13 protein-coding genes are annotated in these 13,593 nt (G+C 65.4%); 8 read left to right on the forward strand and 5 right to left on the reverse strand.

The window, feature by feature from the left end; genetic code table 11:
- Positions 1-283: 283 nt before the first annotated feature.
- The 3 genes from ACT4OC_RS29325 to ACT4OC_RS29335 all read right to left on the reverse strand — a co-directional run bounded on the left by ACT4OC_RS29325 (position 284) and on the right by ACT4OC_RS29335 (position 2,346).
- Positions 284-1,003 (reverse strand): ribonuclease activity regulator RraA, encoded by a 720-nt coding sequence (locus ACT4OC_RS29325; RefSeq protein WP_444842555.1) that lies wholly within the window; start codon positions 1,001-1,003, stop codon positions 284-286.
- A gap of 107 nt (positions 1,004-1,110) precedes the next feature.
- A complete protein-coding gene (gene ubiG / locus ACT4OC_RS29330; protein WP_444842556.1) occupies positions 1,111-1,863 on the reverse strand; it encodes a bifunctional 2-polyprenyl-6-hydroxyphenol methylase/3-demethylubiquinol 3-O-methyltransferase UbiG in 753 nt (250 codons plus the stop codon).
- 12 nt (positions 1,864-1,875) lie between these two features.
- Positions 1,876-2,346: a PH domain-containing protein gene (locus ACT4OC_RS29335; protein ID WP_444842557.1), complete on the reverse strand. Its 471-nt coding sequence runs from the start codon at positions 2,344-2,346 to the stop codon at positions 1,876-1,878.
- Positions 2,347-2,534: 188 nt separating this feature from the next.
- On the opposite strand from ACT4OC_RS29335, the gene ACT4OC_RS29340 reads away from it, so the two are divergent.
- The 5 genes from ACT4OC_RS29340 (at position 2,535) to ACT4OC_RS29360 (ending at position 9,678) form a co-directional block, all read left to right on the forward strand.
- The gene (locus ACT4OC_RS29340) at positions 2,535-3,791 is read left to right on the forward strand and encodes an aspartate kinase (protein ID WP_444842558.1); all 1,257 of its coding nucleotides are present in this window, start codon (positions 2,535-2,537) and stop codon (positions 3,789-3,791) included.
- 268 nt (positions 3,792-4,059) lie between these two features.
- Entirely contained in the window at positions 4,060-6,327 is a 2,268-nt protein-coding gene (gene ptsP / locus ACT4OC_RS29345; RefSeq protein WP_444842559.1) for a phosphoenolpyruvate--protein phosphotransferase, read from the forward strand.
- Between the two features lie 52 nt (positions 6,328-6,379).
- Positions 6,380-7,459 (forward strand): peptide chain release factor 1, encoded by a 1,080-nt coding sequence (gene prfA, locus ACT4OC_RS29350; RefSeq protein ID WP_444842560.1) that lies wholly within the window; start codon positions 6,380-6,382, stop codon positions 7,457-7,459.
- Between the two features lie 127 nt (positions 7,460-7,586).
- Positions 7,587-8,450 carry a peptide chain release factor N(5)-glutamine methyltransferase gene (gene prmC, locus ACT4OC_RS29355; protein WP_444842561.1) on the forward strand — a complete coding sequence of 288 codons (864 nt, stop codon included), beginning with the start codon at positions 7,587-7,589 and terminating at the stop codon, positions 8,448-8,450.
- Between the two features lie 451 nt (positions 8,451-8,901).
- On the forward strand, positions 8,902-9,678 hold the full coding sequence (locus ACT4OC_RS29360) for a DUF4167 domain-containing protein (protein WP_444842562.1): 777 nt from the start codon (positions 8,902-8,904) through the stop codon (positions 9,676-9,678).
- A 114-nt stretch (positions 9,679-9,792) separates the two neighbouring features.
- Here ACT4OC_RS29360 and ACT4OC_RS29365 read toward each other — a convergent pair whose 3' ends face one another.
- Complete coding sequence (locus ACT4OC_RS29365) at positions 9,793-10,524, reverse strand: class I SAM-dependent methyltransferase (RefSeq protein ID WP_444842563.1); 732 nt, start codon at positions 10,522-10,524, stop codon at positions 9,793-9,795.
- Positions 10,525-10,720: 196 nt separating this feature from the next.
- Here ACT4OC_RS29365 and gloB point away from each other — a divergent pair, with 196 nt between their 5' ends.
- The 3 genes from gloB (at position 10,721) to ACT4OC_RS29380 (ending at position 12,697) form a co-directional block, all read left to right on the forward strand.
- Entirely contained in the window at positions 10,721-11,488 is a 768-nt protein-coding gene (gene gloB / locus ACT4OC_RS29370; RefSeq protein ID WP_444842564.1) for a hydroxyacylglutathione hydrolase, read from the forward strand.
- Between the two features lie 2 nt (positions 11,489-11,490).
- A complete protein-coding gene (locus ACT4OC_RS29375; protein ID WP_444842565.1) occupies positions 11,491-11,916 on the forward strand; it encodes a cupin domain-containing protein in 426 nt (141 codons plus the stop codon).
- A gap of 100 nt (positions 11,917-12,016) precedes the next feature.
- Positions 12,017-12,697 carry a flavin reductase family protein gene (locus ACT4OC_RS29380; protein ID WP_444842566.1) on the forward strand — a complete coding sequence of 227 codons (681 nt, stop codon included), beginning with the start codon at positions 12,017-12,019 and terminating at the stop codon, positions 12,695-12,697.
- On the opposite strand, the gene yddG is transcribed toward ACT4OC_RS29380, so the two are convergent.
- A complete protein-coding gene (gene yddG / locus ACT4OC_RS29385; RefSeq protein ID WP_444842567.1) occupies positions 12,694-13,566 on the reverse strand; it encodes an aromatic amino acid exporter YddG in 873 nt (290 codons plus the stop codon). The genes ACT4OC_RS29380 and yddG overlap by 4 nt on opposite strands.
- Positions 13,567-13,593 lie beyond the last annotated feature (27 nt).

Raw genomic sequence — 13,593 nt, forward strand, 5'->3', positions numbered from 1 at the left:
GGTCCGGTGCTGCTGCGAACGAACATGGGCGCCGGACACGGCGGCGCATCGGGACGCTTCAACCGGCTCGACGAGATCGCGATCGTCTACGCGTTCGCGCTGTGGGCGGTGGGGTTGGCGGATAAAGCGGAGGCATAGTGACTCCCTCGCCCCGCTCTTGCGGGGAGAGGGTTGGGGTGAGGGGCTGTTCCCGCGAATTCGACTCGTGGAGAGCCCCCTCACCCGGATCGCATCTAACGATGCGATCCGGCCTCTCCCCGCAAGCGGGGAGAGGCGAAGGAGATCACCGCCCGTTCTTCTTCCGCCACGCGGCGAAGTCAGTCAGCGTCTTCTCGTCCGTCGCCGGATAGAGCCCGAAGATGCCGCGGCCATTCTGCACCTCTTCCATGACGAAATCCTCGAACGCGGTCATCTCGAAGGTCTCGTCCGCGATCTCGTCGGCGAGATGCGCGGGGATGACGATGACGCCGTCGGCATCGCCGAGGATGACGTCGCCGGGAAACACCGGCGCGTCGCCGCAGCCGATCGGCACGTTGATCTCGATCGCCTGATGCAGCGCCAGATTGGTCGGCGCGCTCGGCCGGTGGTGATAGGCGGGAAAGCCGAGTTTCGCGATCTCGGCGGAATCGCGAAAGCCGCCGTCGGTGACGACGCCGGCGCAGCCGCGCTTCATCAGCCGCGTCACCAGGATGGCGCCGGCGGACGCCGCGCGCGCATCCTTGCGGCTGTCCATCACCAGCACCGCGCCGGGCGGGCAATCCTCGATCGCCTTGCGCTGCGGGTGCGAGCGATCGCGAAACACGTCGATCTTGTTAAGGTCCTCGCGCGCCGGCATGTAGCGCAGCGTGAAGGCTTCGCCGACCAGCGTTGGCTGGTCCGCGCTGAGCGGGCGAACGTCCTGGATCATCTGGATGCGAAGACCGCACTTGAACAGCGCGGTCGCCACCGTGGCGGTGGAGATCGTCTTCAGCTTGTTGCGGGTGGCGTCGCTCAGCTTGCTCATTCATTCGTCCCGTTTGTTCGTCATTCCGGGGCGATGCGCAGCATCGAACCCGGAATCTCGAGGTTCCGGGTTCGCTTCGCGCCCCGGAACGACGGCTGGTCAACGCCTCACATCTCCTCCGCCACCACCATGTAATTCACGTCCAGGTCGGCGGAGAGGCTCCATTTGTCGGCAAAGGGGCTGTAGACGACGCCGGTCTCCTCGGTGATCGCGAGCTTATTCGTCGCGAGATGGCGGGCGAGCTCATCGGGGGTGACGAACTTGTTCCATTCATGGGTGCCGCGCGGCAGCCAGCGCAGCACATATTCGGCGCCGACGATGGCCAGCGCAAAGCTCTTCCAGTTGCGATTGATGGTCGAGAGCACCATCAGCCCGCCGGGCTTCAGCATCGCCGCGCAGTGCCCCACAAACATGCCGACGTCGGCGACGTGCTCCACGACTTCCATCGCAAGCACGATGTCAAAGCGCTCGCGGTGGTCCATCTCTTCCACGGTGGTGCAGCGGTAGTCGATCGACAGGTGACCCTTGTCGGCATGCAGCTTGGCGGCCGCAATGTTGGTCGCAGAGGGATCGATGCCGATCACTTGCGCGCCCAGCCGCGTGAACGGCTCGCACAACAGCCCCGCGCCGCAGCCGATGTCGAGCATGCGCAAGCCCGAGAGACAATTGAGGCTCCTGGCGTTGCGCGAGAATTTCCGGCACGCGGCGTCGCGGATATAGGCAAGGCGCAGCGGGTTGATCTTGTGCAGCGGCGCCATCTTGCCGTTGGGGTCCCACCACTCGGCCGACAGTTTCGAGAATTTCGCCACCTCGGCCGGATCGACCGTGGGTCCCGTGGCGCCTGAAGAACTCATGGACATGACAGGGCTATTCTATCGCGCGGTGATGGAATTGCGGAACGCCAGCGGCGAGGCGATGGTGGAAATCTTCGCGTCGTCGTCGCCGACGGTCGCGATCGTGACGTCGCCGTAGTTGAACAACCGTCCCATGATCGTCTGTTCGACGTCGACGGTGGCAATCTTGTCCACGCCGATCTCGGTGGTTTTCCGCTTGATGAACCCGGTCTTGTGCACCACACGCAGATTGGTCACGTCGGTTTCGGTTGTCCAGCGATGGAACCAGGCGGTCAAGGTTTTGTAGAGCGCGAACAGGGCCAGGATCGCCGCCATCGCCCAGCAGACCAGCATCAGCGGGCTGCCCGCCGGGACCATCCCCGACAGGGCGAGGAATATGGCCGCCACAATCCACAAGCCGATCGCCGGCAGGAAGAAGATCCAGTGCGCGTTGGTGGAATAAAGCACCTTTTCCCCTGGCTGCAGGATATCGTCGATATAACGTCCCATACGCCTTACCTCAGTTACCCCTGTGCGACAGCTTCTGCGCCACAGCCGCGGCGGCAGGCACCAGACCCCGCAGGAACCCGCTTGCCCCCGACCGCGCCCGTATGTATACGCGCGTTTTGGTGGCGGCGCTGCCGGTTTTGAGCGCATGTCCCTAACTTATCCTTACTCAAGGGAATACACGCGTCGTCATGGGCCGCCTCGTGATGAAATTCGGCGGCACGTCCGTCGCCAATATCGACCGCATCCGCAACGTCGCCCGCCATGTGAAGCGTGAGGTCGATGCCGGCCACGACGTGGCGGTAGTGGTCTCGGCGATGGCCGGCAAAACCAATGAGCTGGTGTCCTGGTGCAGCGACGCCTCGGCGATGCATGATGCGCGGGAATATGACGCCGTGGTGGCATCGGGCGAACAGGTGACCTCCGGCCTGCTGGCGATCATGCTGCAGGGCATGGGCATCCAGGCCCGCTCCTGGCAGGGCTGGCAGATCCCGATCAAGACCAGCGACGCGCATGCGTCCGCCCGCATCCTCGAGATCGACGGGTCCGAGATCGTCAACCGTTTCAAGGACCGGAAGGAAGTCGCCGTCATCGCCGGCTTCCAGGGCATCAGCCCGCAGACCCACCGCATCACCACGCTCGGCCGCGGCGGCTCCGACACTTCGGCGGTGGCGATTGCCGCTGCCATTCATGCCGACCGCTGCGACATCTACACCGACGTCGACGGCGTCTACACCACGGACCCGCGCATCGTGCCGAAAGCCCGCCGGCTCGACAAGATTGCGTTCGAGGACATGCTGGAGCTGGCCTCCCAGGGCGCAAAGGTGTTGCAGGTGCGCTCGGTGGAACTCGGCATGGCGCACAATGTTCGCATCTTCGTGCGCTCCAGCTTCGACAAGCCTGAGGATATCGACCCGCACGCCAACCAGCCGCCGGGCACGCTGATCTGCAGCGAGGAGGAAATCATGGAAAGCTACGTCGTCTCCGGCATCGCCTTCTCCAAGGACGAGGCGCAGATTTCGGTGCGCCAGATCGAGGACAAGCCGGGCGTTGCGGCTGCGATCTTCGGGCCGCTGGCCGACGCCAACATCAACGTCGACATGATCGTGCAGAACGTCTCCGAGGACGGCAAGACCACCGACCTCACCTTCACGGTGCCGGCGGCGGACTACAACCGCGCCAAGGAAACCATCACCGCTTCCAAGGCCAAGATCGGCTATGCGCGGCTCGACAGCGCGACCGACGTCGCCAAGGTTTCGGTGATCGGAAGCGGCATGCGCAGCCATGCCGGCGTCGCGGCGCAGGCGTTTTCGGCGCTGGCCGGGCGCAACATCAACATCCGCGCCATTACGACCTCTGAGATCAAGTTTTCGGTGCTGATCGACGCCGCCTACACGGAGCTTGCAGTGCGCACGCTGCACACGCTCTACGGGCTCGACCAAGTTTAGAAAAAGTTTCTCTTAGCGGTCGCAGCATCGGTCCTACAGAGACGTTATAGCCTCTGGCAGGCGTTTTGCTTGGCAAAACTACCTTCGATTGGTTATACGGCCTGATAGGTGAGCGCCTGCAAACCGTGGCACGGTTTTGCTGTTCCCGATTCGGCCGGGATGGGGCTCGCGCCGGTGCCGAAATGAATGAAATTGTCGTTTGGTCCGAGTATTACACCAGCGGCCGGCCAGGCGGCAGGTTGGCCCTGCGGGGGAGGATTGGCTGATCATGCGGAGCGCGTCGGGAGGTCCCCGCGTCTTGCTGAGACGGCTCCGCGAAACCATGGCGGAGCAAGTCTCCGCACAGGAGCGGCTCGACAAGGTGGTGGTGCTGATCGCGGCCAACATGGTGGCCGAGGTCTGCTCCTGCTACGTGCTGCGCATCGACAACACCCTCGAGCTCTACGCCACGGAAGGCCTGAAGCGCGAAGCCGTGCATCGCACGGTGCTGAGCGCGCATGAGGGCCTGGTCGGCCTCGTCGCCAGCGAAGCGACGCCGCTGAACCTGTCGGACGCGCAGAGCCATCCGGCCTTCTCCTATCGCCCGGAAACCGGCGAGGAAATATATCACTCCTTCCTCGGCGTGCCGATCCTGCGCGCGGGCAACACGCTCGGCGTGCTCGTGGTGCAGAACCGCGCCAAGCGCACCTATGTGGAAGAAGAGGTCGAGGCGCTGCAGACCACCGCCATGGTGTTGGCGGAGATGATCGCCTCCGGCGAATTGTCGGCCCTGGCGCCACCCGGCGCAGAGCCCGCGGCGCGGCATTCCCTGCACAAGAGCGGCAGCGTGCTCTCCGAAGGCATCGCGCTCGGCCATGTGGTGCTGCACGAGCCGCGCGTCGTGATCAAGGATTACATCGCCGAGGACCTGCCGAAGGAAATCAAGCGGCTGGATGCGGCGCTGGCCAAGCTGCGCTCGGATCTCGACCGCCTGCTGGAGCGCGGCGACGTCGCCGAAGGCGGCGAGCACCGCGACGTGCTGGAAGCCTACCGCATGTTCGCCAACGACCAGGGCTGGTCGCACAAGCTGCACGAGGCGGTCGGCACCGGCCTGACCGCGGAAGCCGCCGTCGAACGCGTGCAGTCCGACACCCGCGCGCGCATGCTGCGCTCGACCGATCCCTATCTGCGCGAGCGGTTGCACGACCTGGAGGATCTCGGCCATCGCCTGATGCGCCAGCTGGTCGGCCGCGACCACGCGCCTTCGCGCGAGCAGTTGCCCGACAACGCCATCCTGATCGCGCGTGCGATGGGGCCTGCGGCGCTGCTCGACTACGACCGCAAGCGGCTGCGCGGCCTGGTGCTGGAGGAAGGCACCGCCAATTCCCATGTAGCGATCGTGGCGCGCGCCCTCGGCATTCCCGCGATCGGCGAGGTGCCGAACGCGCCCGGCATCGCCGATCCCGGCGACGCCATCATCGTCGACGGCACCTCCGGCTCGATCTATGTGCGGCCGTCGGCGGAAATCGAATCGGCCTATGCCGAGCGGGTTCGCCTGCGCGCGCGGCGCCAGGCGCAGTATTCGGCGCTGCGCGACCTGCCCTGCAAGACCAAGGACGGCCAGAACGTCGAGCTCTTGATAAATGCCGGCCTCGTCATCGACCTGCCGCATATCGAGGACACCGGTAGCGCCGGCATCGGGCTGTTCCGGACCGAGCTGCAGTTCATGGTGAGCGCGAGCCTGCCGCGCTCCTCCGACCAGCTCGCGCTCTACCGCTCCGTGCTCGATGCGGCCGGCGACAAGCCGGTGACATTCCGCACCCTCGATATCGGCGGCGACAAGGCGCTGCCCTATCTGGAGACGGTGATCGAGGAGAATCCGGCGCTGGGCTGGCGCGCGATCCGGCTCGGGCTCGACCGGCCGGGTCTGTTGCGCGGCCAAATCCGCGCGCTGCTGCGCGCCGGCGGCGGACGCTCGCTGAAGATCATGTTTCCGATGATCTCGGAGGTCGCCGAGTTCGACGCCGCCAAGGCGATCGTCGAGCGCGAGCTGACCTATCTGCGCCAGCACGGCCACTCGCTGCCGGAGCGCATCGACATCGGCACCATGGTGGAGGTGCCGGCGCTGCTCTACCAGATGGACGAACTGCTGAAGAAGGTCGATTTCGTCTCGGTCGGCTCCAACGACCTGTTCCAGTTCCTGTTCGCGGTCGATCGCGGCAACGCCAAGGTCTCGGAGCGGTTCGACACCATGTCGGCGCCGATCCTGCGCGCGCTGCGCGAAATCGTGCGCAAGGCCGATGCGGCGAAGAAAGGCGTCTCGCTGTGCGGCGAGATGGCCTCCAAGCCGCTCGGCGCGCTGGCGCTGATCGCGCTCGGCTATCGCTCGCTGTCGCTGTCGGCGACCGCGCACGGCCCGGTGAAGGCGATGATCCTCGACCTCGACGCCAGGAAGGCGGAGGCCATGATCAACCCGCTGCTGGATGCGCCGGCCGGCAGCGTCTCGATCAAGCAGAAGCTGACGGAATTTGCGGAAGCCGAGGGGCTGTCATTGTAGCGGGCCGGTTCCCGCTCCGCCTCTCCGTCTTTTCTGCTATTTGAGAACTGCCATGCTGCCCGAAGCCAAACTCGATATCCTGCTCGCCCACCATGCCGCGCTCGAGAACGAGCTGCTCGGCCAGGTCGGCTCCGACCGCTATGTGCAAATCACCCGCGAGCTCGCCGACCTCAATCCGCTGATCGACGCGGTGAAGGCCTATCGCGGCGTGATGGCCGAGCTCGCCGGCGCGGAAGCCCTGCTCGCCGATCCGGCGACGGATGCGGAAATGCGCGGCATGGCGGAAGCCGAGCGCGAAGAGCTGCAGGCAAGGCGCGACGAGCTGGCGCAGGAAATCCGCGTTGCGCTGCTGCCCAAGGACGCCATGGACGACCGCAACGTCGTGCTGGAAATCCGCGCCGGCACCGGGGGCGACGAGGCCTCGCTGTTCGCCGGCGACCTGTTCCGCATGTATGAGCGCTTCGCCGGCCTGCAGGGCTGGAAGGTCGAGGTGATCTCGGCCAGCGAAGGCACCGTCGGCGGCTTCAAGGAAATCATCGCGGAGGTGCAGGGCCGCGGCGCCTTCGCCAAGCTGAAGTTCGAATCCGGCGTGCACCGGGTGCAGCGCGTGCCCGACACCGAGACGCAAGGGCGTATCCACACCTCGGCGGCGACCGTGGCCGTTCTGCCCGAGGTCGAGGACGTCGACGTCGACATCAGGAACGAGGACTTGCGGATCGAGACCATGCGCGCGGGCGGCGCCGGCGGCCAGCACGTCAACAAGACGGAATCGGCGATTCGCATCACCCACATCCCGACCGGCATCGTCGTGATGATGCAGGACAGCCGATCGCAGCACAAGAATCGCGCATCCGCCATGAACATCCTGCGCTCGCGCATCTACGACGCCGAGCGGCAGCGCCAGGATGCGGCGCGCTCCGCCGACCGCAAGGAGAAAGTCGGCTCCGGCGACCGCAGCGAGCGCATCCGCACCTACAATTTCCCGCAAGGCCGCGTCACCGATCACCGCATCAACCTGACGCTCTACAAGCTGCCGCAGGTGATCGCGGGCGAGGCGCTGGGCGAGCTGATCGATGCGCTGACCACTGAGCACCAGGCCGCACAGCTCGCGGCGCAGGGTGCTGCGGCGTGATCACAGTCGTCCCTGCGAACGCAGGGACCCATAACCACAGGCGTGACTCGTTGCGCGAACAGACAACTCCGACCACCCTTATCGATAAGCCGGGGCGTATGGGTCCCTGCGTTCGCAGGGACGACCGATGATGACTGTCGACGCAGCGCGACGCGCACTCGCGGCACGCTTCACCGCGGCCGGCATCGACTCCGCCGAACTCGATGCACGCCTTCTGACCGGTCACGCGCTCGGCCTCGAGCTCACCGGCATGGTCCGCGCTGCAAGCCGCATGCTCACCTCGGATGAAGCGAATCGCCTCAACGCCCTCGCCGACCGCCGCCTTGCCGGCGAGCCGGTCGCGCGCATCCTGGGCCACAAGGAATTCTGGGGATTGCAGCTTTCGCTGTCGCCGGCAACGCTGGTGCCGCGGCCGGACACCGAAACGGTAGTGGAGCTGGCTCTCGAGATGCTCCGCGAGAATCCCGCCCGGCAAGGCGCGCGCATTGCCGATCTCGGCACCGGCACCGGTGCGATCCTGCTCGCGCTGTTGTCCGAACTGCACGGCGCGGTCGGCACCGGCACCGACATTTCGCAGGAGGCGCTGCAGACGGCACGCGGCAACGCGGCGCGACAGGGGCTCGCCGATCGCACGAGCTTCATTCGCTGCGACTATGCCGCGGGGTTGACCGGCACGTTCGACCTCATCGTATCGAATCCGCCGTATATCCGCTCAGGCGATATCGCCGGTCTCGCAGTCGAGGTGCGGGACCACGATCCGCGGGCAGCCCTGGACGGCGGGCCGGACGGCCTCGATGCCTACCGGGCCCTGATCCCCCAGGCGGCCCGTATCCTCGCCCCCGGCGCCGTGCTGGTTGTGGAGGCCGGACAGGGTCAGGCCGGGGAGATTGAAGGCTTGATGGCGGCGGCGGGACTGACACCCCACCGGTCTCCCAGGGCCGATCTGGGAGGTATTCCGAGGGCGGTCGGGGCCCGGAAAATGCCCCGATAAAGTCCTACTGGAACGCAAAAAAACCTCTTGGAATTGCCCCCGGGAACGACTACGTTCCGGCCACAACATCGGTACAGGGTTGCTGGCTGGCCCCGCAGGCGAAGCGGGCGGAAACCAGAGGCACTATCGCCCACCGATCAACGGTTCCAGAACGCAAGGGTCCTTTGAGCGCAATGGCTGAAGCTGTGCAGCTCTCGACCGCAAAGCGAACGAAAGCCTGATATTGCGCTTGAAGACTTACGCAACAGAGCTGGGCTTGCTTCGGCAAGGTGAATGATTGTTCGCTGGCGAAGCGCGCCGGCGGTTGGGGAACGCGTCTTTGTTGAACGCGACGGTTGGCAAAATCGGCAGGGCTTTGAACGGCACCGCAATCCCGATTCGGTGTGCGTGAACGCGCGCTCCACGGCAGGCAATTCGAGTTAACTTCTTCGGGCTGGAATAAAGGCGACACATGAGAAACGGTCAAAACAACAAGCGGATGCGTAACCGGAACAACAACAATAACCAGAACCGGCGCGGCCAGAACCCGATGACGCGGGTCTACGAATCCAACGGACCGGACATCAAGATCCGCGGCACCGCCTCCCACGTCGCCGAGAAGTACGTTCAGCTCGCCCGCGATGCACGCTCTTCCGGCGACCCCGTCGCCGCCGAGAACTACTACCAGCACGCCGAGCATTATTTCCGCCTGATCGCCGCCGCGCAGGAGCAGTTCCGGCAGAACCAGCCGCAACACCAGCAGCAACCGCGCCCGGACAACGACATGTCGGTGGACGAGAGCGAGGATGAGGGCGACGGCTTCTCGCCGTTCGGCCAGGAGCCTGGCTTCGTGCCGCAACCGCAGCAGGTGCAGCCCTTTGCGCGCGACAACCAGCGCGACCGCGACCAGCAGCCCTATCAGCGCGACCAGCAGCAGCCGCGCGAGCATCGCGGCGAGCGGGAGCACCGTGGCGAGCGGGAGCATCGCGAACATCGCCCGCAGCCGCAGTACCAGCCGCAGCCGCAGCCGCAGCAACCGCAGCCCGCGATCGCCGACAGCGTCGACCGCCTGCCCTCTTTCATCACCGGCCCGCAGCCGCAGGTCAATGGCGGCGATCGCAGCTATGAAGGCGGTGGTGGCGGCGGCGAGCGCTATCCGCGCCGGCGCCGGCGTCCGCATAGCGGACCGCGTCCGGACAACATGGCGGGCGCCGCGCCCGCCGCCTCGAGTGAGGACGTGGGTGAGTAAGTAGCGCGAACTTCACGTTCGGAATTCAGGGTGGGCAAGCGCAAGCGTGCCCACCCTTTTCTTTTGAGTCGCCTGAGTCGTCCCGGCGCACGCCAGGCCTTCGCCGGGGCGACACTACCCGCGCGTGCTGGGCGAAGGCATCAGCACCGGCTGCAGCGAGGGAATCAGGCGCGCGCGCTCGCGATGCGCTGGCAGCGCGCGATAGACCTGCTTGGTCGCTTCCACGATGTGCACGCCGGCGAACGGCATCGACAGCGCTTCGCCGGCGCGCTCCCAGGCCATTGCCGAGCGCAGGAACCAGCCATTGGCGATCGGCGGCATGAACAGCGCTTCGCCCCACGATGCCGGCGTGAACCAGGTGTGCCGCAACAGCTGCGTGATCTGCGCGCGCGAATAGGGCCGGCCGTGTCCGAACGGCGTGTTGTCGGTGCGCGTCCACACGCCGCGCCGATTGGGGACGACGGCGATCATGCGGCCCGAGGGCGCGAGCACACGCCACATCTCGCGCAACAGGCTTTCCGGATCGTCGCACATCTCCAGCGCATGCACGAGCAGGATGCGGTCGAACGAGGCCTCTGGCAGCGGCAGCGAAAACTCGTCGACCAGCGCGGCGAGCGCCGGCCGCCCGGTCGGCCACTTAAGCACGCCCTGGGCCGCCGGCATGAAGGCGACGCAGCGCTCGCTGTTGTCGCGGAACAAGCCGAGATAGGGCGTCGGATAGCCGAGGCCGAGCACGCGCTGGCCTTCGGCATCCGGCCAGCAGGCATGGATGCCGCGATTGATCAGCCGCCGCGCCACGATGCCGAGGCGCTGCGAATAGAAATCGCGGAGATCGATGACGTCCATGCAGGCACCATAGCGTTTTCAAGCGAAGCTTGTCCCGCACTTGATGCGGGATGGATACCGGTTCGCGTAGAGAAAAACGCGTCAAACACAATGTAACACGCCGCCATCACCCGCGAAGCGGCCAAATTGGCATTGCCGCAGGAACGTTAACGCCATATCTCTGGGGCCGGCCCGGATCCAAGTTCGTGGAGAAATCATGGCTGCCGAAATTCGCGTGTTCAACTGCCTGTCCGACAATTTCGGCTATCTGATCCACGATAGCGAAACCCGGGCGACCGCCTCGATCGACGCGCCGGAAGCCGCCCCCATCCTGAAGGCGCTGGCGCAGGAGAACTGGGCGCTGACCGACATCCTCATCACCCACCACCACCACGACCATGTCGGCGGCGTTGCGGAACTGAAACAGAAATACAAGTGCCGCGTTGTCGCCCCGCACGACAAGAAGGCGGCGATCGCCAATGTCGACCTGCGCGTCGCCAATGGCGACGTGGTCAAGGTCGGCAATCTGCTGGCGCGGGTGCTGGAAACGCCCGGCCATACGCTCGATCATGTCTCCTACGTATTCGACAAGGAGAAGGCGGTGTTCGCCGCCGACACGCTGTTCTCGATCGGCTGCGGCCGCGTGTTCGAGGGAACGCATCCGATGATGTGGGATTCGCTGCTCAAGCTGCGCGCGCTGCCCGATGATTTCAGCCTCTATTGCGGCCATGAATATACCGCTTCCAACGTCAAGTTTGCGCTGACCGTGGACGGCGAAAATCCCGCGCTGAAGGCTCGCGCCGAGGAAGTTGCAAGATTGCGGGCGCAGAACAAGGCGACCATCCCGGTCATGCTCGGCGAAGAGAAGAAATCCAACGTGTTTCTGCGTGCCGACGATCCTTCCGTTGCCGCCGCGCTGCACATGAAGGGCGCAGGTCCCGCCGACGTGTTCGGCGAGCTGCGCGAGCGCAAGAACAAGTCCTGATCATGGCAACCGCCACGGACATCATCGCACGGCTCGAGCTCAAGCCGCATCCGGAGGGCGGGCATTACCGCGAGACGTTCCGCGACGTGCGCACCGACGCGCAGGGCCGCGCGTGTTCGACTGCGATCTATTTCCTGCTGGCGCGCGGCGAACACTCGCACTGGCATCGCATCGATGCGGTGGAAGTCTGGCATTACTATTCCGGCGCCGCGCTGACGCTAAGAATCGCCAATGACGGCTGCGCGCCGCACACCGTCACGCTCGGCCCGAACGTCGCGGCCGGCGAGCGGCCGCAGGCGATCGTGCCGGCGGGCGCATGGCAGTCGGCGGAAAGCACCGGCGACTGGACGCTGGTCGGATGCAGCGTGGCACCGGCATTCGAGTTCGCCAAGTTCGAGCTCGCTGCGGAAAACTGGGCCCCGACATAAGCAGTTATCCGTTGCCATTCGCTCGAATTCTTCAATCGGGAATCGGGTGGGTTTCGAATGTTCACGCCAATAGTTTCCGCTTCATTGATAGGAGCGGAAAATGCACGGAACATTCGGCATTCAAAACATCGAGATCGAACCGGCGATCCTCTATTTCGGCACGCCCGTCGTGCTGATCGGCACATGCAACGAGGACGGATCGTTCAACCTCGCACCGATGTCCTCGGCGTGGTGGATCGGCTGGCGCTGCATGCTGGGGCTGGATCCCTCTTCCAGGACCACCGAGAACATCATTCGCTCCGGCGAATGCGTGCTCAATCTGGCCTCTGCCGATCTGGTCGCCGCAGTCGACCGCCTTGCGCGGACGACGGGCTCCGATCCGGTGCCTCCCGGAAAGGTCAAGCGTGGCTACCGGCACGTGAAGGAAAAGTTCGGCCTGAGCGGCCTGACGTCGCAGCCCGGCGAGACCGTCGCCGCGCCGCGTGCGCTGGAATGTCCGGTGCAGATGGAAGCTAAGCTTGCCCATGTGCACGAGCTGGCGCGGGACGAAAATATCTGGCGAGGCGCCGCAGCGATCGAGCTGCGGATCACCCGTGTACACGCGCATTCGTCCATCATGATGGAGGGCGAGGCCAACCGCATCGATCCCGACAAATGGCGGCCGCTGATCATGAGCTTTCAGCAGTTTTACGGGCTCACGCCGGAAAAGCTGCACCGCTCCGAACTCGGCCGGATTCCGGAACGCTACTACAAGCCGCCGGGTTGGAGACCGGCCGCTTAAGCGCGGAGCCGGAACATGTCCTTCGCCGCGATCAGGCCGCCGCCGGCAATCAGGATCGCGGCGATGGCGATGGTCGCAGTCGCCTGTGCAAAGCCGGCGAGGATCAGGAACGCGGTCGAGAGCAGCGGCGTGGCGTAGGATGCCGCGCCCAGCACGCGGATGTCGCCGCGCTTCATGCCGATGTCCCAGGTGAAGAAGGCCGCGCCGACCGGGCCTACGCCGAGCGCGATGATGGCAAGCCATTGCGCCAGCGTTTCCGGCCATACCGTCTTTTCGACAAAGACGTGCACGATGGCTGCGAGCACGGCGGTCGCAAGGCAAAAGCCTGCGACCGCATCGGTCGGCACGGCCTTGAGCCGCCGCGACATCACCGAGTAGGACGCCCAGACGAACGCGGCGACGAAGGCCGCCATCAATCCCGGCAATTGGCCGGCCTCAAAGCCGCTGCCGCCACCGCCCATCAGCAGCAGCACCGTGCCGACAAGGCCAAGCAGCGCGCCGATGATGTGATGCGCCAGTAGTCGCTCGCCGGGCAGCAGCGAGGAGAACAGCACGATCAGCAGCGGCCAGAGATAGTTGAGCAGCCCGGCTTCCGCCGGCGGCGCGAAGCGCAGCGCAAGGAAGTACAGCGCGTGATAGCCGAACAGGCCGCCGACGCCGACCACCCATGCCTCGAGCGGCTGCTTCAGGGCAGCGAAGGCAGCAGGGCGAAAGAGAAAGCTCGCGAAAGCGACCAGCGCACCGATGGCAAAGGTCATCGCCGCGAGCTGAAAGGCTGGAATCCTTCCGGTCGCCACCGTGAGGACGGCGAGCAGCGACCACATCAGGATCGCGGTCAGTCCGATCAGGGTGGCGGTGCGGGGAGACATAAGTCCGTCATTGCGAGCGAAGCGAAG

Origin of the sequence: Bradyrhizobium sp. (assembly GCF_052389815.1) — a bacterium.
Classification (GTDB): domain Bacteria; phylum Pseudomonadota; class Alphaproteobacteria; order Rhizobiales; family Xanthobacteraceae; genus Bradyrhizobium.